Here is a 19,429-nt window from a genome sequence, read left to right on the forward strand (position 1 = left end):
GCCGCCCTTCTGATATAGATCCAATGATTACAGAAAACCCTATCTTATTATAACACTTAATATTATCTGTATGCTTCAAGCCTACAAGTATTGGATGTATCCTTCTCAGGAGCAAGTCCCGCTCCTCATGAGTCACATCCATGCCTGTCGGTTTGTCTACAACCATTCTCTGGAGCAGAAGATCCGGGCATACGAACAGGAAGGGCGAAAACTCTCCTGCTTTGACCTGAACACCCGTCTCCCTGCTCTAAAGGAAGAGCACCCGTGGCTCAAGGAGGTCAACTCTCAATCACTCCAGAGTGCAAACAAGAACCTCGACAACGCTTTCACCCGGTTCTTCCGAGAGAAGAAAGGATTTCCGCGATTCAAGTCGAAGAAGAATCCGGTACAGTCCTTTCAGGTGCCTCAGCACTACCGCGTGGACTTTGAACGGAAGATAATCAGATTCCCGAAGATCGGTGAGGTTAAGACTGTCTTCCATCGGGTTTTCGCCGGGAAGATGAAGTATGCGACGGTTTCGGTGACTTCGACCGGGAAATGGTTTGTCAGTATTCTCGTTGATGATGGAGCAGCAACGCCGGAACCCGCACCATTCACGCTGGATACCACCATCGGGATCGATGTCGGGTTGACGGATTTTGCAACCTTCTCTACTGGAGAGAAGATCGAGAACCCCCGATACCTGAAAAACTCCCTCCAGCGGTTGAAGGTGTTACAGCAGAGGGTGTCCCGAAAAATAAAAGGGTCGAAGAACCGGGAGAAGGCGATCCAGAGACTTGCCCGGTGCCATGAAAAGATTACCAACCAGAGAAACGATTTCCTGCACAAAATCTCTTTTCGAGTTGTGAGCGAGAACCAAGCCATTGCAGTCGAATCGTTGAATGTTGGCGGGATGATGAAGAACCATCATCTGGCACAGGGGATCGGAGATGTTTCGTGGTATACGTTCTTCACAATGCTGGAATACAAGTGTCGGAAGTACGGGAAAACTCTCCTGAAGATCGGGAGATTCGATCCTTCCTCAAAGATATGCAGTAACTGCGGGTATCTCAAGCAGGATCTTGTCCTCTCTGACAGAGAATGGATCTGTCCTGACTGTGGTATTCATCACGACCGAGATGTCAACGCGGCGATCAATATCAAGAAGTTTGCCCTGCAAGAGCAGAACCTTGTTGGGGTATCAGGTGCGGAACGCGCCGTCGAGCTTGTGGACTCGCCTCAGTAGAGGGAGGATGAAGCAGGAAGCCACGCCCAACAGGCGCGTGGTAGTTCACAGAAATGCTTGCCCCTTGCGGTCAGAAAATAGATCCTGTCCCCTCTGATATCCATGAGGTCGATGATCCTGACATCAGGTTTGTTGTTCTCTGAAGTCGCAACACACAGATCCCGTATCTCCTGCAGGAGTTCAAACGCCCGTTTTTTTATATCGTCGTTCGCGGCATCCATGTGTAAACCCGCAATGTTGGCCTCGTCTTCAGACATCACACGTCCTCAGACGGGTGACACACCATATTTTGTATTAATGGTATAGCCTGATTTCTCAAACACGCGGCCTTCGCGCGTACAGGGCAGGGAACCTGTCGCCTCCGACAGGGTGCAATGTCTGAACCTTCCGGTTCAATCCCTGTCTTCCGTGCTTTGACGTTTCAACCAGCTGGATCCTGCCATTATTTTCCCGCCAGGCCCCATTTTCGAAGGGGCGCAGGAATGCATGCGCCGGATGAGGGATTCCCATGCAGAAAAAAATTGCAATCCTGTTATTCCTGAGTGTTATGGCCGTCTGGATCGTTCCTGCCTCTGCGGAGACCGAGGTGCAGACAATGCCGGTGCGCCCCGGATTCAATACCAGCATGATGGAGCCCGTCCTCTCCGACCTTGAGGGACAGGGCTATGACACCGCCGAAATGAGGGATCTCCTCCTGAAGGCAGAGGAGGCCCGTAGTAATGGCGATATGGAGACCTCGCAGGCCATGATGGACCGGTTCCGCCGGGCGCTGCAGGACGCGGTCGCTGCGACCGGCATTGAAATAGATTATGCGCCCACCGGAAACCGACCCGAAGGCGCTGGAGATTTCGTGCCCGGAGCGGCTGCAACGCCTGCTGAGTCGCCCATATCCATTCTGCCGTGTGTGGGTGGTGCTGCCCTTGCATATGTCGCATGGAGGAGGGTATGAAGAAACAGTTCCGGGATATCCCGACCGGATGCCCCTCAGAATCAGGGGGGCCGGAGGTTGTCGAGGTGACGGCGCTTCCTGTTGCCGGGAAGGATCACTACACGCGTGTTCAGCGGAAGATCCTCTGCTATCTTACAGACTTGGCGGCAAACGGCAGATGTTATATCAAGGCGCGGCACGTTGCCTCTGATCTTGGACTGACGGCAAAGGAAGTCGGGATGAACCTTTCCATTCTTTCAGAGTCCTGCACTTCTCTTGAGATCCTGAAATGGAGTAATGGAAACGGCACCACATGGGCAATCAGCCGACGGCAGATCTGAACCATTGATCGATCCATTCTACGTCCTCCCCTTGAACCGGCTGGTTCAACCCTCCTCCATTCCGGTCTTACGGCTGAATCAGTGCTATTCTGGGAATATATATCCACACGCTCCGATTTCTGATCAGGGTGCCCGGAGGGGCATCCACTACCACCACGGAGGAATTGACATTCAGACAAAAACACGGATAATCGGCATCACCGCCGTCCTCTGCATCTGTGCGCTGCTCGCCTCGCCGGTGAGCGCCGCCATGGAGGGTGCGATGGGTCAGCGTAATGCACCCGCCCCTATGGGTGACGGCGTCCTTGACGCCCTTGATGAGGCCGGCTACGATACCACCGAACTCCACGCCCTTGCCGAGACCGCCCGGACCGCTCACGAGAACGGCGACACCGACGCCGCCCGGGCCGCCATGGAGCAGTTCCGCGAGGCCGTCCAGACCGCCGCCGAAGAGGCCGGACTCGAATGCCCTGCCATGAACGGTAACGGTGCGGGGCCGCGCACCGGCGTCCTTGACGCCCTCGACGAGGCCGGTTACGACACCACCGAACTCCGCGCCCTTGCAGAGACCGCCCGGAGCGCTCACGAGAACGGCGACACCGACGCCGCCCGGGCCGCCATGGAGCAGTTCCGCGAGGCCGTCCAGACCGCCGCCGAAGAGGCCGGACTCGAGTGTCCTGCCATGAACGGTGACGGTGCGGGGCCGCGCACCGGCGTCCTTGACGCCCTCGACGAGGCCGGTTACGACACCACCGAACTCCGCGCCCTTGCAGAGACCGCCCGGAGCGCTCACGAGAACGGCGACACCGACGCCGCCCGGGCCGCCATGGAGCAGTTCCGCGAGGCCGTCCAGACCGCCGCCGAAGAGGCCGGACTCGAATGCCCTGCCATGAATGGCGACGGTGAGGGGCCGCACCAGAGAATGTTCCGGACCGCCGCTGAAGAGTCTGGACTCGAGCGCCCTGCCATGAACGGTGACGGTGCGGGTCAGCACCAGGGAATGGGCCGGAACGCATAGACCCAGACTGAATAAACCAGAGATCAGACACCGCCTTTGGGGATCATCATGGAGATGGGGAGAGGGAAGGGCCCTGACCGGGCCCACTCTTTCCAGCACACCTGTCAGGAGAGGAGGAGAACACGATGAAGAATGATACGGGGGGCCCGAGAGACGGAGAACAAGATGGAGGAACCGGTCCCGTGCCTGCCCTGTCTGCCTACCTGATCGGTGCACTCGAAGATGTCAAACAACGAAAACAGGCAAAGGAGTGATGGGGTGCATGCAGGTCACTCAACGGTCATTACAACAATCCAGAGATGCGTTTTTCGGGAGCGTTCAGGCGCTCTATGCCGCATACCGGGCAGCAGTGCCTGAACAGGCAATTGAACGTGACGATGAGGGGATCCTTGCCGCCCTCGCAATAGAACTGGGATATGGCGGGTTCAGCCGGAAACATGTCGAACATCCTGACCTTCAGATATCAGAGGGATAAAAAAATGGGCCGCTATGATATCTGCGGGATGACGCATGCCGGACTGAAGGGCTACAACGAGGATGCCTATACCATTGTCGAGATCGGGAACGTCTGTCTGCTCGCGGTCGCTGATGGGGTGGGGGGGTGTGCCGGAGGTGAACGCGCCGCCCGCATCGCCATCGAGACTGTTTCGTCATCTTTTACGAGGCGATGCCATGAGGGGATGGATGCGGAGGATGTGGCGGACCTCCTCTATAATGCCTTCCACGAGGCCGACCGGAGGATCAGGGCGGAACAGCACCGTTATGGAAAGATGGGCACGACTCTTGTGGCCGCCGTGATCAGCGGGCGGCGGGTGGTGATCGCCAACTGCGGTGACAGTCGGGCGTTCATTGCAGGAAAAACGATCGTGTTCCGGACACAGGAGCACTCGTTTGTCAATACCCTTCTCCAGAGCGGGTCCATCCGACCGGAGGAGGCGGAAGACCATCCCCTGCGATCGGTGATTACCCATGCGCTGGGCGTGAATGTGCGTGTGGACCTCTATGAAGAGGAACTGGGACGGGAGAGGGTGCTGGTGCTCGCAAGTGACGGTCTCTCCGGCAGAACGGCCGCGGAGATCTGTGCAGGCGACCTTTCCCTCACGAGCGAGGAGTTGACGCGCCGCCTCATGGAGGGGGCGCTCCTGACGGGCGATGACGATGTGACTGTCGTTTCGTTCAGGGATCGGGCACTCTTTTTCACCTGACGATCGCCGCAACGGCCAGCAGCAGTGCGACGATAAGCGGTTGATGCACCAGATAGATGGCGAGCGAATGCCGTCCCATTATGCAGAGGGCGTTTGTAGGAGCATTTTCGGGAAGGGAGAGGCTGAACTGCCGGTGTCCGTCCCGGTAGAGCAGGGAACCGATGCCCACCCCGATCAGGGCGGCGCCCATCCACGGGATGATGGGGACATAGTCGACACTGTAAAATGAGGCGGGATGAATGCCGAACGGTATCAGCCACCATGGACCGTAGACGCCCTGAAGGGGGATGGCGGCAAGCACGAATCCGATGCCGAGGGGGATATTCAGGCGTCCGAGGGGGAGGTAGAAGGGGGCCAGAATGATCGCCGTCCCGATGAGGTGGAGGATGCCGAAGACGATGAACCCCTCACCGAGAAAGATCCATGTCGCAACACTGGCGCAGACACCAAACCCTATTATTTTTCCTCCCCTTTTCGCATAATCGACGACAAGGTCGAAACCGACTTCTCTCTCCCGCCGGCGGGCGTAGCTGATGGGCAGGGAGATACCGGCCAGCATGATAAAGAGTGTGGCGGTGACGAGAGCGAACACCCGCCAGAATCCGGTCAGGACGGGGATCCCCGCCAGGCCGAGAAAGGCGAGATCGAAGAGGAGATGATAGATCACCATCATGACGATGGCCACGCCGCGCACCAGATCGATCTCGGCGAAACGACGCCGGGACGTGCTGGTCGAGACCCATCTCCAGATCGGCAGCATCTGTGTGAGGTGGGGGATGATCCGGGAAAAAACCGGATCCCCCATCAGACCGCCGGGAGGAGGGTCAGCACCAGACCCACGATCGGAGGGATGACCAGGTTGTCGTCGATCGGTGTCAGGAGTTCGACGACCGCCGCCACCCCTGAGGCGGTCAGGGCAACCGCAGGTCCGCCGATGGGGAGGAGAATGATCGAGAGGGCGACAAACCCGGAGACCGATCCCTCAAGGGTCCGTCCGTTTATGATCGTGTGCCTGCCGAACCTGAGCCCTGCCATTGTGGCGACGGCGTCCAGGATGGCCAGGGAGAGCACGGCGACGAAGGCGGTCTCTGCGGTGAATGCGATAGAGCAGAAGAGGGCGCTGGCAACAAAATACATTGATCCCTTGCCCGGGAAAGCACCGTCGCGCTCGAGATCGGCAACAAGTTCCGAGATCCCCGGTATGTGATATCCCCGGATCAGGGTTTCAATGAGGACGAGGCCGCCGAGGAGTCCGGAGGCATAGATGAGTGTGGCGGCCCCGGGAAACGGGAGGAGGAGGATCGCCGCCACACCTGTTCCGATGACGAGGTGAGCGGCCTGCCGCCGATATTCGTTCATGTATCGTTGTTGTCCATGATCTGATATATTCCTGTGTTTTTCCCTCTTCGAAGCCTTAATCCCCTCATCTGAGAAAGCATACTGCATGGAGAAGCCCGAATACGAGGAAGTGGTCTGTCATCACTGTGATGGTGCGGGCTGCATGTATTGCGATCGGAAAGGAAAGGTGCTCGTCAGAAAACCGGCACAGATCTGCTGCACATGCGATGGGACCGGCTGCATCTACTGTGGCTACACAGGATGGGCCGGTCTGAAAGGCAAATACGAAGAATAGGGCCAGAAAAATTTCCGAAGGCAGGTTATTCCCCCCTCCTGCAACCTGGCCGCGGTTAATCAGGAGGAGCACCTGCGGATCTGCCGGGGCAGACCCGGCGGATCACTGTTTTTTTCGGGCGGGCAGGAGCAGGCCCAGCGCCGCCACCGCCGCCACCGCCGCGGGCAGCAGGGGGGAGGCCTGCTGTGGTGTGGTCGGTACAGCCGTGGTCGCCGTCGGTGTCTCAGGCGTGGTCAGCGGTGCGAGGACGGCGCTGACCTGTGCAGTCCCGCCGTTCTCGACAATCACGCTTCCTGTCCAGGGGGCATATCCCGCGGCGGCGACCGTCACGGTATATTCGCCCGCCCTGACACCGTCGAGCGTGAGAGGCGTCGTTCCGACCTCTTCACCATTGATCGTGACCGTCGCCCCTTCTACCGATGCCGTTATCACAAGTTTTCCTCCGGTGTCCAGGGTCAGACCCGGGCTTCTCAGACTGATGCCGACGGTCCCGTAGACCGCCCCGCTCGATCCCAGATCGCTGCGTGCCGCCGGTGTGTCCGATGCATACAGGGTATAGACGGCAGGGTCCAGTCCGAGACCGGCGGTGTGCCAGGTATAGTGCCACCTGTTCTCGCTGTCGGTGGAGACCACTGTGAACGACGACGTCGATCCGGTCGAGACAGGCGTCAGGCGGTCGAGGTTCACACCGTCCTGTGCAAGGTTTGGTCCGGTGAGAAACAGGTAGACATCCCCGCCACCGGTTGCTGTTCCGGAAAGAGGGACGTCTTCGCCGATAAATGCCTCTATTGTCGCTGCTGACACTGTGGATACTGCAACAAGAAGGAGGAGGAGAGGGATATACCCATATGATCTGCGCATACGTTTCGATGGTTCCGGGCAGGGAAAATGATTGTGGATTGGGGGGTGGGGGTTCAATGGAGGGGGATCCGTGCCGATCCTTCGGGGGGATCTCTCTGATGAGACACAATTAAATATCGGCACTGCCGCACAGGGTGTCAGGTGGAGACGATGGCGAAAGTAAAACGCTTTATCTGTAAATATTGCGGGTATGTCTATTCGCCCCTCAGGGGTGAACCGCATCGGGGCATTCCCGCCGGCACCGAATTTGAGGATCTGCCCGGGGATTATGTCTGTCCGGTCTGCGGGGCGACCGGGAAGGGTCCGATCGGGACTTGGGGCTTTGAACCCTGGGAGCCCACGCGGTTCATCTGCAAGATCTGCGGCTATATCTATGACGAAAAGCGTGGCGAACCGCACCGGGGTATTCCCGCCGGCACCCTGTTTGAAGACCTGCCAGAAGATTATGCCTGCCCGGTCTGCGGACTCGATCCCAAGATCAGCAGTCATTACGGGAAGGTGGGGAAATCGCAGTTTGAAGCGCTGGAAGACTGATCGGTATCCCGGATGGCAGCGCCGAAGGATGTGGGGGGACTGATTGGTCCATTTTACAGTCCCCGTCTTTTCGCCCTTCAATGTGTCGGGTGAGGGAACCCACATCTTAATCCTGTTCGGTTCCTGCGGCATCGAGGGATCCTGGCGTCGATGCACGGCGGAGATGACCTCTGTTATTCCTGCCACCGATTCCTATCCCTGCATTCATTTGCCATTCTGGCGATTCCTCTGTACCGTTTCTTTTCCAGCCGTTTCAATCCGATTTCTGCCTTTTCCTTTTCAAAATCTGCTTCTTTGTGCAATTTCCTGTAGCGCTCAAGTCGTTCCTGGGATATCAGTCCATCCTCCACTGCCTTGCGGACGGCACATCCCGGTTCCTGCAGGTGACGGCAGTCGGAAAATCTGCACTCCTGTGCAATCCGGATGATATCATCAAACGCCTCGTTGAGGGTGTTTCCGGCAGTCCAGATCCGGACTTCCCTCATACCCGGTGTATCGATCAGGCAGCTCCCGCCATCCAGGGGAATCAGATGCCTGACCGTTGTGGTGTGCCGCCCCTTTCCGTCGTTCTCTCTGATCCCTCCTGTTTTCTGGAGTGATGCGCCTGTCAGGGCATTGATAAGCGTGGATTTTCCAACTCCTGAAGAACCGAGGAAAATGACGGTGGCGCCCGGTGTCAGGAATGGCCCCAGCTGCTCAAGTCCGGTATTGTTGAGGGCACTCAGGGCAATGACAGGCACTCCCCTGAGTTCTGCATGGACCCTGTCGATGATCGTTGATATCTCTTCACTGGTATCTGATTTATTCAGGATGATCACCGGTTCAGCCCCTGAATTTCGAACGATGAGCAGATATCGTTCAAGACGGGGTATGCTCAGGTCGTGTCCGGGATCGGTGACGATAAAGGCCGTATCAATATTTGCAGCAAGGATCTGTTCGCCTGCAGATTCTCCTGCTCCTCCCCGTGAGAGACAGGTTCTCCGTTTGAGTATCGATACGATCATCTGTGTGGCGGCGTCCTGGTTGTCGAGAACGACAACAAAATCGCCCACCACGGGCAGATTTTTTTGTTTTTTCATCGCTCCGGATATCGGGACCGAGATGATACCTCCCGGTATGTTCACATCATACCGGGTTTTGTGTACAGCGATCACCCTGCCCGGGACATACGGACCCTTAAAGGGAGAAAATAAAAAATCCCATTCACTGTCCCATCCGAGGTTTTCAAGTGATGACCATGATGATTCGGAAAAAACCTGAGTTTTATCCATGAAAATTGTTTCATGATGGGTGTATAACTAGTTTTACACGTCCTGAAGACCAGAAAGGTGGAAAATGTGCTCCAACTCGTATGTGCCTGAAAAACTGTGGAATCTGGCGTTTACACCACAAATTCGCCTCTGTGGTCTTTTTTCAGGTGATCGATCCCTTGCGCAGGCATAGAGGGGGCGCCCTCGCTTCAGGCGGTGCACCGGTAATACGCCGGGTTGTGGTGGGGCAGATTGAGCTCAGGGTGTGACCGGACGAAACCCATTCCTCCGGTGGAAAAACTGCCCATTCTGGGCAGCATATCCCATTCTGGGCATCAGGATCTCGAAAATCCGGGCTGTTTTTCAAAAATAGATATTTGTGGGGCTATATCACGAACCCGGACTGAAATGTATCGTACAGAGGACGTCTCTGCTCCTCCCCGGGGAGAGAGGGAAGGGGAAGTTGGTTGTCCTGCGTGCAGGATGGTGTGGGGGCAGGAGAAAGCGTGGAAATGGCCGCTTTTTCTCTGGTGACAATTTCAATGAATGGCCAATCGGACTTAAAAACGGTCAGGAGTTCATGAATGAACACACCCGGTCTGTGCCGGCCTGTGGCGCACGTCACACCTGGGGCGGTGTGTGATCTACACCCGCCAGGGCGCAGAACAGCGCCGTGACCATCTCTGCGCCTGGTATAGAGACTGGTGAGTGGGGGCGTAGCGATCGGTTCGAAAGAGCGGCGGTTCTGCTCCGGCTCCATTGGACGAAACGGTCCAGGCTACATCCCGGCATGGCTACTTGAAAACCCAATCGATGAGACCTGCTGTATGGTGCAGAAGGGAGAGGGCGACCACACCAGGTCGGTGATCAGAGTGTCATCCTACCTGATGTTTGTCAGGACGACTCTATCGATGATCTCCACAAACCTCCTTGATTCCATATCGCCGAGAGGGATCGTGCCGGTCTCCTCTATTCTGAGATCGATGTCCCCGTCCGAATACTCTGCAATAATGGCGAGGTTGCCAGATACCGGTTCCCCGAAGATATGCCGCAACTCCTCGTTTGCATTCAGATCTTCGATGATGCGGGCAAGCTTGTCCATCCTGACACCGACCCGCTTCACGCTCTCCCCCCTCCCTGTGGCCATGTGAATCGGCGTATGGCAATCCATCTATTTAAATGGGGAGGGTGGGCAGGGTGAAACCGGCTGTAGTCCCTATCTGTAAACCACAGGTTCGGTCTCTCGTTCATCCCGGCACCTGTAAGGGGTTTTCTGGGTGACCTGTTTCAGGGTGGTCATTGATGACGAGACCGTCCATGGAGGGGGTCAGGTCAGGAAAACGGCATTGGTGAACGGCATGACGGTACCGGGGTTATTGATGCAGGAAACAGTGAATACATCCTCTGGTCATCCAATCCTCTAAAATTACATGAATTATCATGAATAATGAGAAAATATCACTTCACAAACACTTTAACCAAGAACTCTCAACAATGAAAGTGCCGATGAAGACAAAGATGTTGATCTACCGTGATTCATTTGAAGACTGGTATAATGAAGAGTTCAGGGAGAGCGTCCGTAATCTCAATCTCTATCGCGCCGTCGCCCTCAGGCTGAACACCTGCGACGAGGCGAACCTTGAGATCAGGGACCTGTAGTCCTTTCCTCCTCACCTTTTAGTCTCCCTATCTGGAGGATATTACCTTTAAAAATAGGGCTGCGGCTTCTGCCGCCCCGATCGACACTCCGAGGCGTTTCGGATCGATTTTCCTGAGTTGTGATAGGCGCGGCCTTTGCCCCTGTTTCAGGCTGACGAGAATATCACGTTCGACTTTCATCTGGGGGAACTCCGCACGGATCGCGTCCTCATATGCACCGGCGTCCTCCCAGTGCCTTATCAGGAGGTGTACGGACCTGATGGCAGGGATAATCCCATCCCCCACCAGAGGGTAGACGCACCCGATTGACTCGCCGACCCCCCAGACATTTCCTGAGACAAAAGGTCCGCCCTCCCATGGGGAGGTGACCCGCAGTGTGCTCGTGCACCCGCAGATCGAGTCCAGTCCGGTGAAGAGGGGGCAGGTGCGGATCAGCAGGCGCGGATCCTCCAGATGGCTCAGGCATCCGACATGGAACTCCCCTCCACCGAGAGGGAAGGACCAGGCATACCCGCCGTGGATGAACCGGACCTCGGGCAGGTCCCGCCCCTCCCTGAGTGTGCCCTTGAACTGGACGCATGAAACGAGGTCGTCGTTTTTGGGAGGGGGGAGGTATGCCCTGGCCGTACCGGTGGCATCGATGATCCGGTCATACTCCGATGTATCGGGGGTATGGGTGGAAACCGGCAGATCCCCCCTGAGGGCGTTTATCAGTGCCGGTTTGTCCACTGTTATCAGGTCGGCGCCGACCTCATAGCCGCAAAAAACCGCTGATGCAAAGGTCTTCAGGATGAAATCATCTGCATTGAGTCCTGCAGTGCGGAGGAGGGGAACAATCTCTCTCGTCGTCATCCAGGCGCACGGGGCGATCGAACAGGCATTTGTCCGGATAATGTCGATTAGGTCAACATCAAATCCCTTTTCTGCGAGAATGCGGGCACACAGGCTCCCTCCCACCCCTGCACCTGCAACGGCAACCTTCATGGAAAATATCTCCTGAAATGAGGTAGCCCCCGGAAATAATCAATCTTATTCCCTTCATTCATGGCCATGGCGGTGATGGAGGTCGGGCATATGTGGGTGGTCATGCCATGTCGTCTCATGGGTATGCAGATGGCAGTGCTCACCCCGTCGATCGGGGCCGGGTGTGCCGTCGGCATGCTCGTGATCATGGTGGAGGTCGTCATGCCGGTGGCGGTGCGTATGCATGAGCAGTGGGTGATGGTGGGGATGGGCATGGCGCTCGGTGATCAGCAGGCATGCGCCGATCGCCATGATGAGGCATGAGAGATAAAATGTGGGGCCGGGCAGATCAGTGAACCGGAGCAGTGAGACCGCCACCCCGAAGAACGGGGAGGTTGAAACGAGCGCTCCGGTCCGGGCCGATCCGATCCCCCGCAGGGCCATCATAAAAAATACGCTCATCAGTCCGCCGTAGCCGAGAAAACCGATCGCCATGGCGATGCAGCAGGTCGGTATGGAGGGGATGCTCTCTCCGAGCAGGGAGGCGATGCCGAGGGTGATGAGGCCTGCGGCGAGGCCCTTGATCATCATGGTTGCGATCAGGTCCTTGCCGGCGATCATCCGGCTGAAGTTGTTGTCAAGCCCCCACAGCACACAGGTGAGGAGGATACCGAGAGCGAATATCGAGATGCCGAATGGGTGGTCCGGGTTCCATGACAGGATCATGCAGGAAGCCGTGATCAGGGCCGCCATGAGGGCATAGAGCACCGGGAGCCGATCATGGACTGATATGGGTATCGATGGATGAGGTGAACCGTATGCGCCCTGAAGGGATATACCTGACACATTACCGGTCTGGTGGGAAAATGCCCGGCGGGATCGACCGGTTTTCGTCCCCTCCGTCACGATTAGACGGGAACGGTTTCAGGGGGTTGCATCAGGGCGGGTTCGTTCGGCTCCTCCTCCCGGATTCAGAAGGGGTATCTCAGAACAGAAGCAGCACCATCGCCATAATGAAGAAATCACGAAAAGAATGCGAGGGGAGTGATTCGAACACTCGAACGCCTACGCGACTAGGCCCTCAACCTAGCTCCTTTGACCTAGCTCGGAAACCCTCGCCTGTTACCCTATAAACAAGGATTTACAGGTTATTTAATCTATCGCTTGTTCTGACCCTTCAGCGGGGGTGCAATGGCATCTTCGATCAAAAAATGCCGAATACGACCTCCGGAGAGGGCAAAGAGCGCAGGTGATAGCAAACCCCAAGAATAATATGCCGCACCGATGTAGATCTCTGCAGATATGTGGGCAACACTCATGCGGGAGTTCGCCGATTCCCCGGCACAGAGTCGGGTCGTCCGTTTCCTGCTTGAAAACGGTTTTGGCGTCTCGCCAGAGGGGCGCGTCACCTGCAACGGCATCGAGATACCGGCGACCCATATCGCCCGCGCCATCGGGATCGACCGGCGGGTGGTCGATGCCACGGCGCGGCGGATCGCCTCCCTCGAAGGCACTGCCGAGGTGTTTGCACGGATGAGGGCAACCCCTGACCTCTCACAGGTTGCCGACTTTCTTGGTCTCACCGTGATCACGATCATCCCTCCTGACGCCCAGCAGCGAGGAATCGTCGGTGCGGCAGTGGACATTCTCTCACGCCATAATCTTGCCATCCGGCAGATCTTTGTCACCGACCCCTACCTGGTAGAAGCCCCGAAACTCGTGATCATACTGGACGAACCGCTTCCGGTGGGCGTTGTCGAGGAACTGCGGGCGCTCCCGCAGGTAAAACAGCTTATTTTCTGATGTGAAGGAGAGGTTCGAGATCGAGGGCGAGTCTGAACGCCCGCACTCTCGCCTTCCTGCCGAGATCCGTCGAACGGTCCATCCTTTCCTCCAGAGTAATCCTCCGTGTGCCCTTCACCAGATTGTCGGCATGGGCGACGATCCGCTCCTCTATCCGCTGCGGCATGCCGTCGCGGGGGAGGAGACCGAGGAGAGCACACTCCTCAGATGTCAGTCCGGCACCGATATGCCGCTGGATGATCCTGACCACTCCCTCTGCGTATCCGAGAGAACGGGCGCTGTCCGCCCCCACCTCTGCATGCCGGAGACTATGGGTTTCTGAACGCCCGATATCATGGAGGAAGGCGCCGGTCCGCAGGAGATCACGGTCGACCGACGGTGACACGGCGTATTCCTGGGCCCTGTCGGCGACCGCCCGGCAGTGGGCGATGACCCCTGGATCGCACCCTTCCTCTCTCAGGATATCTTCATACATCTCCGATGGTCGCCCGGATCGCCTCGACCCGGCGCTTCAGCGCACCCACAAGCATCTCGTTGTCGAAGTGCTTCAGCGGTGTCCCACAGTGGGGGCAGACAAAACCGTTATCCATGACGTCAACAAAGGTGAAGATTCCGCACTCGTCGCAGATGAAAAAATCGTTTTCCTCCTCATATCTGGCACGTTTCTCGAGGAGTGTAAGCACACGTTCGAGTTCCTCCCTGAGCACCGGATAGATCCGGTCGTTCCTGAGTGTCCAGAGATAGGTAAGCCAGCCGGTATCCGGATCCTTGATCCGCCGGTATTCGGCCAGCCGTTTCTCATAGAGGGTGTAAAGTGTGTGCCGGACGGAGTTCAGATTGATGCCGGTCTTCTCTGCAAGTTCCTCATCGGAATACTCGCCTTCCGGGGGGAACCTCTCCAGAAGATCGATCCCCTCGCTCCCGATCAGACGGAGGAGATATGCCCTGATCGCCTGATCGGCCAGCATCTCGTCTATGCCAACCATCAGGAAATATATTGACGGAGGCGTGTTATATTTCTATCCAGCTCCGAACATGCGGCGGCGCGATCCGCCCCCCGGCCATAGACGCTCACCACCGCACTCCCCTCTTCTATTGATGTTCCGGGCCAGGGTATGTCGGCACAGCAGTCGGCATATGCCATCAGGTCCCGCTCCACGGTGAGGTCGCGGTCGGCAAACAGGATCGCCCGCGCGCAGGCCCGCTGTGCCGCAGGGCGGCGTTCAGGCAGAATGCCGGTGCAGGCCTCGATATGGAGGTCGAACAGGTTCAGACCGGTTGCAGCCTCGACGGTATCGAGGGTGCCCTGGAACCGCGGATTGATCTCGATCGCCCGCACACCGTCCTCACCGACCATGAAATCCACTCCGACCGAACCCACGCATCCACTGAGGGCCACCGCCTGTTCAGCGATCGCCATCATCGCCTCTGCCGCAGGATGATCCGATGGGGTGATCGAGCCCGAGAAACCAAATGCCCGGTTGCCGTCGCCGCCGCGGAGTATCTGGTCGTTCACCGCAATGGCGACGGCCCTGTGTCCGTCTGCAATGCAGGAGACACTTGCCGGCACCCCGTCGATCACCTCCTGAAGGATAGAGGGCACTTCCGGCCATTCCTCTTCCCATGCTGTCACATCGGCGGCTGAATGGACGAGGCGGTTCCGCCATCCGCCCGCACCATGGCGGGGTTTGAGCATTGCCGGATACGTTCCGCAGGCGCGGCAGGGCGCCGGGATGCCGTTCTCCTCAAAAAATTCCTGGATATGCTCTTTGTCAAGGAAACGAGCCGAAATTTTCGGGGTGGTGCCGGCACGCCGAACCGGCACGGTCAGCATCTCCGCCCCCGATGTCCCGACAAACCAATCGATCGAGTGGTCGGCGCAGATCCCGGCGATCAGTTCGGGGAGGTCAGCGAGTTCCTCGAACGACGAGTGTGCCGTCGCTGCGGCACAGAGGTCCTGGTCGCAGAAATGATCGATGGCATAGACCTCGTAACCCGCCCGGACCGCCGAACAGACGACATGCCGGGTGGCGAAGCCCGCCACGAGCACCCGCCCCTTCACAGCTCGATCACCCGCTTGCCGGCCCCGCAGGGTTCGACCCGGATCTTTGCGCCGTCAAACCGGTGTTCAATCTCGCGGCCTTCGAAGAGGCGGTCCAGGAAGACCGCAAGGCTCGAGATCTCCGAGTGGGGCTGATTGGTGACTGAGACATTATAGTCCACCATGCCGTAGACATCGCCCGGCACCTTCTCGGCCCCGACGATGATGAGCAGGTCCTCTGTGCGCTGGCGGATATCTGACACCACCTCTCCGACCTCGAGGCCGTACATGGTGAGGTGGGCGACGATCCCGCCCTTTTCCTTCCAGTCCCTGATGCATTTCTTCCAGGGGACCCTGTGCTCCACAAAGAATGCCCCCCCCCAGCGCTCCACCACGTCGCCGATCGATCCGACCACGCCGGCATCGTCTGCGGCCAGATACATCCCGTCCGCCCCGAGCGCCCGTGCGGTGAGGCCGACATGGGTCGTCACCCGCTGGTCCCGCTCCGGGCGGTGTCCCAGCCTGAGAATACAGACCTTTCTCATCTCTCCTCCCTCCCCTGTTCGGTGCTCGGTATTTTTATGACGCCGTTCTCGATCTCCAGCGGGATTCCGTTGCCGTGCCGGACCTGGCACCTGAGAATGGACTCACCCACTGAAAGGGCGCGGAGGCGCTCGCCCTGCCGGTCGATGAGCAGATATGAGATTAACCGTCTGACTGATGCCTCGACTGCATCCCCGTCCCCGCCGGCATATTCGATGAGTGCCGGGAGGGTGGTGGCCTGGTTCCAGGCGATTGCATGGTAGACCATCCAGTCGAATTCTTCGGCTTTCACACCAAAAGGTGGGAGGGGCGCCACAATATACTTTTGTACCTCCGTGATCATCTTCTGGTATGACCGAATTCCAGGAACTCATCGAGATTGCGGACCGCCTCCTCGATGAGGCGGAAGATGACGATGTACGGCTTGTGCGCCTGCTGGACGGACTGGACCCCTCTATCAGGGACGAACTCCTCACGTCCGATCTCCTGAATGCATATCAGGCATATCTTTTCGCCTTCCGTGAATTCCCGGGCGAACTCCAGATGGAGCGACTGATGCTCTCCCCGGCCTCATCGACGCTCAGGGGGGTGTTCCTGGAAGAAGTGGACGTCTTCAGTCTGGTTTTTGTCATGGGAAAAGGGGGGGCCGAGATCGTCGTCACCGATGGTGAAGAGGTATATGCGCGTTTTACCGGGAAAGGGGCGAAAAAATCCGCCGAAAATTACGTGCTCGATGAGCTGGCATGATCAGGGTTCCCCCCTGGTGATCAGGGAGGTGTCCACCGTCGCCCCGGCAATCCGGGGAAGTGTGCCCCATGTGCCGACGGCATTGCCGATGATCACCAGCACCCCCTCGACCCCCGACCCTTCGAGCGGTGCGAAGGCCTCGTCGTCCTCGAATGTGACGGTATTGCAGAGGGAGGTCGCCCATGCATCGGCGAGGGATACATCCCGGGAGACGGCACAGACGGCGTCGGCGATGCCGAAAGAGATCGAAGGTCCGACCGAGGCGGACGAGGTGCAGATGCCCAGGATCTCCTCCTGCGGATCCACAATAAAGGCCAGACGATCAGAGAGGGTCGCATCTCCAGCGTGGATTCCTACCCGTACCTCCCTGTCGGAAAAAAGGGCGATGTCGCCACCATTATCCACGATGCCGAAGACCGCCCCGGCGTCGCGCATCGCCTCCGCTCCCGCCCAGGCGATCGTGCCGGCAACCGCCGCCATCGGCCCCACCCCGGCGGCGCGGGACGCCGCACCCATCCGCCGCACCGCTCTGCCTCCGTCCGGCGGGTCGTAGGGGTCGAAGGTGACACCGAAGAAGGGATCGGTCCGGATATAGATCTCCACCTCCTCCCGTGCCGCCAGCATCCCCTCTTTCGCCGCCCGGATGTGCTCCTCATCATCGGCGACGATCGTGGTGATCGTCTGTCGATACTGGAAGTGTTCGCGGATCATACAGAGGGGAGATGGTGAGGGCGCTTACGCCCGCCTGGTGTTTTCCATCGATAGTGCCCCGTGCGGGCATGCCTGAGTGCAGCGTCCGCAGAGCACGCATCGGGACTGGTCGAGCACCAGTTTCCAGTCCTCGTCAAAGGAGAAGACCTCCTGCGGGCAGACCGAGACACAGGCACCGCAGTCCACACACTCGTCCCTGTCATGGCGGATGGCGTCGCCGAGGGGTTCCACCGTCGCCCCGAGGGAGCGCATGCGTTCACAGATGATCGGAGCGCTCTCGTCTGGCACATCGATCAGCACGTCTCCTTCGGTCGGTTCGATCCGTGCCCGCTCCACGTTGATCAGCACCCCGGTGTCCTTGACCACCCGTGCGATGATCGGTTCATGCACCTTTTTACGCGTAAACGAGACCATCAGTTTCATCGCTTCCACCTCCCGCCAAGAAGCGTGCCCAGGTTGAGGGCCGTGAGCATCCCCACCACCTCGTTCTGGGGGTTGACCACCGGCAGGGCGCTGATGTTGTGTCTTTCCAGTTTCTGTGCTGCGATGTCCACCGCCTCCTCAGGTGCCGTCCGCACGACCTTCCGTGTCATGATGTCCTTTACCGTCAGGCGATCCCCGCGCCGCGCCACCGCCTTGGTGACGTCATAGGTGGTGACGATCCCGACCAGACGTCCGTCGGACGCAAGCACCGGCAGATGGTTTGTCTCACCCTTCAGGAGTTTAGCGGCCGCTCCTGTGACCGGTTCCTCCTCGGTGATGCAGACGACCTTTGTCTCCATCACCTCCCGAACCCGCGGGACATGGGCGGTCTCCCGCATCGGGCCGGTCCTTTTTGTGGTGTTGAAGCGGCGGGTGGGGAGGGCAAGTTCGATGGAACCCTTCTCCACCCACGAACGGAGCGTTTCGGCGACTTCCCGGGCCTTGCGGTAACTCGAGAGGGAGGAGGTCCGAACCTCCTCACCGTTGATCTCGACGCGGCCGCTCTTCAATTCGGCATAGCTGACCTGCCGGACGGTCGGGCGGTCCCGTTCAGGGATGCCGTAATCGACGATATCGGTCATGATCTCCTCATCGCGCACCGCCGTGCTCCGCACCACCGCCAGATCGGTGACCGGCAGGGGGATGCCCACACCGACATACATCGTCACCCCATAGCCCCGGAAGGTGGCGGCCCGGATATAATCGGTGGTCATATGCCCCATATCGCCGGTCGTCATCAGGTTCGCAAAACCGCTGGCCGGTGAGGACTGTGTGCCCTGCCCGACGATCATCCCCTGTGCACCGCCGAGAAAGATCGGCACCCCGCTCCCGATCACATGGCATCCAGGGTCGTTTGCAAGGGGTGAGAGCATGCCTGCTCCTGAGTATGATATATTCCCTGAATGCGGGAGGAGCATGCCCATATAGGTGTGGATGGCCCGTTCGGTGGAGTTCGTGGCGGCGTTATAGCGCTGGAACGAGTTTCTGGGGTTCAGCATGACGGCATCGTTGAGATCCTCGAGGAGGAGCGAGGTGGTCACTGTCCGGCGTGGATAGCAGTCGGTGCCGCGCGAGATGGCGCGGAGCTCCACGGAGCGTCCGGCGATGAGGTCTTCGATCACATGGGCACCGCCATATCGGTCGCCCTGCGTCGTCGATTGTTGTGTCGCCCCGATATATGCATCCACAGCGGCGATGCCGCCATATGCCTCGACATCGTTCAGCCATACCCGCTCCATCCGGATCGGCGGATCGGCATGGCCGAAGTTGAGGAATGCGCCGGAAGAGCACATGGCGCCGAAGGTGCCGGTGGTGACGACGTCCACCTCACGCAGTGCCCTTTCTTCTCCCAGTTCGGCGACAATGTCCGGCATCTCCTCCGCCGTGACGACGCGGGCATTGCCATCCCGTATTCTCGTATTGATCTCGTCGATGGATTTCTCCATGCGGATGTATTTATTCTGTATATTTATAGGTCTTTTGTA

Annotated in this window: 28 protein-coding genes and 1 tRNA gene; 12 read left to right on the forward strand and 17 right to left on the reverse strand. The window is 58.4% G+C overall.

Annotated elements, in window-relative coordinates; translation table 11 throughout:
- The first annotated feature begins 70 nt into the window (after positions 1-70).
- A complete protein-coding gene (gene tnpB / locus CUJ86_RS05220) occupies positions 71-1,225 on the forward strand; it encodes an IS200/IS605 family element RNA-guided endonuclease TnpB (RefSeq protein WP_130646505.1) in 1,155 nt (384 codons plus the stop codon).
- Here tnpB and CUJ86_RS05225 read toward each other — a convergent pair.
- Positions 1,219-1,482, reverse strand: coding sequence for a hypothetical protein (locus tag CUJ86_RS05225; RefSeq protein WP_130646506.1), 264 nt, complete (start codon positions 1,480-1,482; stop codon positions 1,219-1,221). The genes tnpB and CUJ86_RS05225 overlap by 7 nt on opposite strands.
- Positions 1,483-1,733: 251 nt before the next feature.
- Between CUJ86_RS05225 and CUJ86_RS05230 the strand changes: the two genes are divergently transcribed.
- The 6 genes from CUJ86_RS05230 to CUJ86_RS05250 all read left to right on the forward strand — a co-directional run bounded on the left by CUJ86_RS05230 (position 1,734) and on the right by CUJ86_RS05250 (position 4,717).
- Complete coding sequence (locus CUJ86_RS05230) at positions 1,734-2,174, forward strand: hypothetical protein (RefSeq protein ID WP_130646507.1); 441 nt, start codon at positions 1,734-1,736, stop codon at positions 2,172-2,174.
- On the forward strand, positions 2,171-2,494 hold the full coding sequence (locus tag CUJ86_RS05235) for a DUF7123 family protein (RefSeq protein ID WP_235855582.1): 324 nt from the start codon (positions 2,171-2,173) through the stop codon (positions 2,492-2,494). Before CUJ86_RS05230 ends, CUJ86_RS05235 begins: the two co-directional genes overlap by 4 nt.
- 262 nt (positions 2,495-2,756) lie before the next feature.
- Positions 2,757-3,512 carry a tetratricopeptide repeat protein gene (locus tag CUJ86_RS05240; protein WP_130646508.1) on the forward strand — a complete coding sequence of 252 codons (756 nt, stop codon included), beginning with the start codon at positions 2,757-2,759 and terminating at the stop codon, positions 3,510-3,512.
- 125 nt (positions 3,513-3,637) lie between these two features.
- Positions 3,638-3,766 carry a hypothetical protein gene (locus CUJ86_RS12255; RefSeq protein WP_268878236.1) on the forward strand — a complete coding sequence of 43 codons (129 nt, stop codon included), beginning with the start codon at positions 3,638-3,640 and terminating at the stop codon, positions 3,764-3,766.
- Positions 3,767-3,774: 8 nt separating this feature from the next.
- The gene (locus CUJ86_RS05245) at positions 3,775-3,987 is read left to right on the forward strand and encodes a hypothetical protein (protein ID WP_130646509.1); all 213 of its coding nucleotides are present in this window, start codon (positions 3,775-3,777) and stop codon (positions 3,985-3,987) included.
- Positions 3,988-3,991: 4 nt separating this feature from the next.
- Positions 3,992-4,717: a PP2C family protein-serine/threonine phosphatase gene (locus CUJ86_RS05250; RefSeq protein ID WP_165394786.1), complete on the forward strand. Its 726-nt coding sequence runs from the start codon at positions 3,992-3,994 to the stop codon at positions 4,715-4,717.
- On the opposite strand, the gene CUJ86_RS05255 is transcribed toward CUJ86_RS05250, so the two are convergent.
- Both CUJ86_RS05255 and CUJ86_RS05260 read right to left on the reverse strand, forming a co-directional pair.
- Complete coding sequence (locus tag CUJ86_RS05255; RefSeq protein WP_130646842.1) at positions 4,710-5,477, reverse strand: heparan-alpha-glucosaminide N-acetyltransferase; 768 nt, start codon at positions 5,475-5,477, stop codon at positions 4,710-4,712. The genes CUJ86_RS05250 and CUJ86_RS05255 overlap by 8 nt on opposite strands.
- A gap of 44 nt (positions 5,478-5,521) precedes the next feature.
- The gene (locus CUJ86_RS05260) at positions 5,522-6,076 is read right to left on the reverse strand and encodes a diacylglycerol/polyprenol kinase family protein (protein WP_130646511.1); all 555 of its coding nucleotides are present in this window, start codon (positions 6,074-6,076) and stop codon (positions 5,522-5,524) included.
- Positions 6,077-6,161: 85 nt separating this feature from the next.
- On the opposite strand from CUJ86_RS05260, the gene CUJ86_RS05265 reads away from it, so the two are divergent.
- Positions 6,162-6,350, forward strand: a complete 189-nt coding sequence (locus CUJ86_RS05265; protein ID WP_130646512.1) for a hypothetical protein — start codon at positions 6,162-6,164, stop codon at positions 6,348-6,350.
- Between the two features lie 102 nt (positions 6,351-6,452).
- On the opposite strand, the gene CUJ86_RS05270 is transcribed toward CUJ86_RS05265, so the two are convergent.
- Positions 6,453-7,211 (reverse strand): PEGA domain-containing protein, encoded by a 759-nt coding sequence (locus tag CUJ86_RS05270; RefSeq protein ID WP_165394787.1) that lies wholly within the window; start codon positions 7,209-7,211, stop codon positions 6,453-6,455.
- A 150-nt stretch (positions 7,212-7,361) separates the two neighbouring features.
- On the opposite strand from CUJ86_RS05270, the gene CUJ86_RS05275 reads away from it, so the two are divergent.
- Positions 7,362-7,745 carry a rubredoxin gene (locus CUJ86_RS05275; protein ID WP_130646514.1) on the forward strand — a complete coding sequence of 128 codons (384 nt, stop codon included), beginning with the start codon at positions 7,362-7,364 and terminating at the stop codon, positions 7,743-7,745.
- Positions 7,746-7,918: 173 nt separating this feature from the next.
- Here CUJ86_RS05275 and rsgA read toward each other — a convergent pair whose 3' ends face one another.
- The gene (gene rsgA, locus CUJ86_RS05280; protein ID WP_235855583.1) at positions 7,919-8,824 is read right to left on the reverse strand and encodes a ribosome small subunit-dependent GTPase A; all 906 of its coding nucleotides are present in this window, start codon (positions 8,822-8,824) and stop codon (positions 7,919-7,921) included.
- Positions 8,825-9,875: 1,051 nt separating this feature from the next.
- Positions 9,876-10,118 (reverse strand): hypothetical protein, encoded by a 243-nt coding sequence (locus CUJ86_RS05285; RefSeq protein WP_130646516.1) that lies wholly within the window; start codon positions 10,116-10,118, stop codon positions 9,876-9,878.
- Between the two features lie 383 nt (positions 10,119-10,501).
- Between CUJ86_RS05285 and CUJ86_RS11805 the strand changes: the two genes are divergently transcribed.
- Positions 10,502-10,654, forward strand: coding sequence for a hypothetical protein (locus tag CUJ86_RS11805; protein ID WP_165394788.1), 153 nt, complete (start codon positions 10,502-10,504; stop codon positions 10,652-10,654).
- Positions 10,655-10,681: 27 nt separating this feature from the next.
- Here the strand turns inward: CUJ86_RS11805 and CUJ86_RS05290 are convergent, their stop codons facing one another.
- The 3 genes from CUJ86_RS05290 to CUJ86_RS05300 all read right to left on the reverse strand — a co-directional run bounded on the left by CUJ86_RS05290 (position 10,682) and on the right by CUJ86_RS05300 (position 12,736).
- Positions 10,682-11,638: an NAD(P)/FAD-dependent oxidoreductase gene (locus tag CUJ86_RS05290; RefSeq protein ID WP_130646517.1), complete on the reverse strand. Its 957-nt coding sequence runs from the start codon at positions 11,636-11,638 to the stop codon at positions 10,682-10,684.
- A gap of 54 nt (positions 11,639-11,692) precedes the next feature.
- The gene (locus CUJ86_RS05295) at positions 11,693-12,370 is read right to left on the reverse strand and encodes a DMT family transporter (RefSeq protein ID WP_130646518.1); all 678 of its coding nucleotides are present in this window, start codon (positions 12,368-12,370) and stop codon (positions 11,693-11,695) included.
- A gap of 281 nt (positions 12,371-12,651) precedes the next feature.
- Positions 12,652-12,736, reverse strand: a tRNA-Leu gene (locus CUJ86_RS05300).
- Between the two features lie 183 nt (positions 12,737-12,919).
- Between CUJ86_RS05300 and CUJ86_RS05305 the strand changes: the two genes are divergently transcribed.
- Positions 12,920-13,420, forward strand: a complete 501-nt coding sequence (locus CUJ86_RS05305; RefSeq protein ID WP_130646519.1) for a regulator of amino acid metabolism, contains ACT domain protein — start codon at positions 12,920-12,922, stop codon at positions 13,418-13,420.
- Here CUJ86_RS05305 and CUJ86_RS05310 read toward each other — a convergent pair.
- The 5 genes from CUJ86_RS05310 to CUJ86_RS05330 are packed head-to-tail and all read right to left on the reverse strand — an operon-like array spanning position 13,410 to position 16,296.
- A complete protein-coding gene (locus CUJ86_RS05310; RefSeq protein WP_130646520.1) occupies positions 13,410-13,895 on the reverse strand; it encodes an HDIG domain-containing metalloprotein in 486 nt (161 codons plus the stop codon). The two genes, CUJ86_RS05305 and CUJ86_RS05310, sit on opposite strands and share 11 nt — an antisense overlap.
- The gene (locus tag CUJ86_RS05315) at positions 13,888-14,406 is read right to left on the reverse strand and encodes a transcription factor (RefSeq protein WP_130646521.1); all 519 of its coding nucleotides are present in this window, start codon (positions 14,404-14,406) and stop codon (positions 13,888-13,890) included. Before CUJ86_RS05315 ends, CUJ86_RS05310 begins: the two co-directional genes overlap by 8 nt.
- Positions 14,406-15,482, reverse strand: a complete 1,077-nt coding sequence (locus CUJ86_RS05320) for an ATP-grasp domain-containing protein (RefSeq protein WP_130646522.1) — start codon at positions 15,480-15,482, stop codon at positions 14,406-14,408. Before CUJ86_RS05320 ends, CUJ86_RS05315 begins: the two co-directional genes overlap by 1 nt.
- Positions 15,479-16,006 (reverse strand): tRNA (cytidine(56)-2'-O)-methyltransferase, encoded by a 528-nt coding sequence (locus tag CUJ86_RS05325; RefSeq protein ID WP_130646523.1) that lies wholly within the window; start codon positions 16,004-16,006, stop codon positions 15,479-15,481. The genes CUJ86_RS05320 and CUJ86_RS05325 overlap by 4 nt, the downstream gene beginning before the upstream one ends.
- Entirely contained in the window at positions 16,003-16,296 is a 294-nt protein-coding gene (locus CUJ86_RS05330; RefSeq protein WP_130646524.1) for a MarR family transcriptional regulator, read from the reverse strand. Before CUJ86_RS05330 ends, CUJ86_RS05325 begins: the two co-directional genes overlap by 4 nt.
- A gap of 59 nt (positions 16,297-16,355) precedes the next feature.
- Here CUJ86_RS05330 and CUJ86_RS05335 point away from each other — a divergent pair, with 59 nt between their 5' ends.
- The gene (locus CUJ86_RS05335) at positions 16,356-16,751 is read left to right on the forward strand and encodes a hypothetical protein (protein WP_130646525.1); all 396 of its coding nucleotides are present in this window, start codon (positions 16,356-16,358) and stop codon (positions 16,749-16,751) included.
- Here the strand turns inward: CUJ86_RS05335 and CUJ86_RS05340 are convergent, their stop codons facing one another.
- The 3 genes from CUJ86_RS05340 to CUJ86_RS05350 are packed head-to-tail and all read right to left on the reverse strand — an operon-like array spanning position 16,752 to position 19,390.
- On the reverse strand, positions 16,752-17,462 hold the full coding sequence (locus CUJ86_RS05340) for a UPF0280 family protein (protein ID WP_130646526.1): 711 nt from the start codon (positions 17,460-17,462) through the stop codon (positions 16,752-16,754). It abuts the gene before it with no gap.
- 24 nt (positions 17,463-17,486) lie between these two features.
- The gene (locus CUJ86_RS05345) at positions 17,487-17,885 is read right to left on the reverse strand and encodes a 4Fe-4S binding protein (RefSeq protein WP_130646527.1); all 399 of its coding nucleotides are present in this window, start codon (positions 17,883-17,885) and stop codon (positions 17,487-17,489) included.
- Entirely contained in the window at positions 17,882-19,390 is a 1,509-nt protein-coding gene (locus tag CUJ86_RS05350; RefSeq protein ID WP_130646528.1) for a homocysteine biosynthesis protein, read from the reverse strand. Before CUJ86_RS05350 ends, CUJ86_RS05345 begins: the two co-directional genes overlap by 4 nt.
- Between the last annotated feature and the right edge of the window lie 39 nt (positions 19,391-19,429).

The organism is Methanofollis fontis (assembly GCF_004297185.1).
Lineage (GTDB): Archaea > Halobacteriota > Methanomicrobia > Methanomicrobiales > Methanofollaceae > Methanofollis > Methanofollis fontis.

Coding starts and splice junctions, on each gene's coding strand:
- tnpB (WP_130646505.1), top strand. CDS start 71: ATGCTTCAAGCCTACAAGTATTGGATGTATCCTTCTCAGGAGCAAGTC.
- CUJ86_RS05225 (WP_130646506.1), bottom strand. CDS start 1,482: ATGTCTGAAGACGAGGCCAACATTGCGGGTTTACACATGGATGCCGCG.
- CUJ86_RS05230 (WP_130646507.1), top strand. CDS start 1,734: ATGCAGAAAAAAATTGCAATCCTGTTATTCCTGAGTGTTATGGCCGTC.
- CUJ86_RS05235 (WP_235855582.1), top strand. CDS start 2,171: ATGAAGAAACAGTTCCGGGATATCCCGACCGGATGCCCCTCAGAATCA.
- CUJ86_RS05240 (WP_130646508.1), top strand. CDS start 2,757: ATGGGTCAGCGTAATGCACCCGCCCCTATGGGTGACGGCGTCCTTGAC.
- CUJ86_RS12255 (WP_268878236.1), top strand. CDS start 3,638: ATGAAGAATGATACGGGGGGCCCGAGAGACGGAGAACAAGATGGAGGA.
- CUJ86_RS05245 (WP_130646509.1), top strand. CDS start 3,775: ATGCAGGTCACTCAACGGTCATTACAACAATCCAGAGATGCGTTTTTC.
- CUJ86_RS05250 (WP_165394786.1), top strand. CDS start 3,992: ATGGGCCGCTATGATATCTGCGGGATGACGCATGCCGGACTGAAGGGC.
- CUJ86_RS05255 (WP_130646842.1), bottom strand. CDS start 5,477: ATGCTGCCGATCTGGAGATGGGTCTCGACCAGCACGTCCCGGCGTCGT.
- CUJ86_RS05260 (WP_130646511.1), bottom strand. CDS start 6,076: ATGAACGAATATCGGCGGCAGGCCGCTCACCTCGTCATCGGAACAGGT.
- CUJ86_RS05265 (WP_130646512.1), top strand. CDS start 6,162: ATGGAGAAGCCCGAATACGAGGAAGTGGTCTGTCATCACTGTGATGGT.
- CUJ86_RS05270 (WP_165394787.1), bottom strand. CDS start 7,211: ATGCGCAGATCATATGGGTATATCCCTCTCCTCCTCCTTCTTGTTGCA.
- CUJ86_RS05275 (WP_130646514.1), top strand. CDS start 7,362: ATGGCGAAAGTAAAACGCTTTATCTGTAAATATTGCGGGTATGTCTAT.
- rsgA (WP_235855583.1), bottom strand. CDS start 8,824: ATGAAAAAACAAAAAAATCTGCCCGTGGTGGGCGATTTTGTTGTCGTT.
- CUJ86_RS11805 (WP_165394788.1), top strand. CDS start 10,502: ATGAAGACAAAGATGTTGATCTACCGTGATTCATTTGAAGACTGGTAT.
- CUJ86_RS05290 (WP_130646517.1), bottom strand. CDS start 11,638: ATGAAGGTTGCCGTTGCAGGTGCAGGGGTGGGAGGGAGCCTGTGTGCC.
- CUJ86_RS05295 (WP_130646518.1), bottom strand. CDS start 12,370: ATGGCGGCCCTGATCACGGCTTCCTGCATGATCCTGTCATGGAACCCG.
- CUJ86_RS05305 (WP_130646519.1), top strand. CDS start 12,920: ATGTGGGCAACACTCATGCGGGAGTTCGCCGATTCCCCGGCACAGAGT.
- CUJ86_RS05310 (WP_130646520.1), bottom strand. CDS start 13,895: ATGTATGAAGATATCCTGAGAGAGGAAGGGTGCGATCCAGGGGTCATC.
- CUJ86_RS05315 (WP_130646521.1), bottom strand. CDS start 14,406: ATGGTTGGCATAGACGAGATGCTGGCCGATCAGGCGATCAGGGCATAT.
- CUJ86_RS05325 (WP_130646523.1), bottom strand. CDS start 16,006: ATGAGAAAGGTCTGTATTCTCAGGCTGGGACACCGCCCGGAGCGGGAC.
- CUJ86_RS05335 (WP_130646525.1), top strand. CDS start 16,356: ATGACCGAATTCCAGGAACTCATCGAGATTGCGGACCGCCTCCTCGAT.
- CUJ86_RS05340 (WP_130646526.1), bottom strand. CDS start 17,462: ATGATCCGCGAACACTTCCAGTATCGACAGACGATCACCACGATCGTC.
- CUJ86_RS05345 (WP_130646527.1), bottom strand. CDS start 17,885: ATGAAACTGATGGTCTCGTTTACGCGTAAAAAGGTGCATGAACCGATC.
- CUJ86_RS05350 (WP_130646528.1), bottom strand. CDS start 19,390: ATGGAGAAATCCATCGACGAGATCAATACGAGAATACGGGATGGCAAT.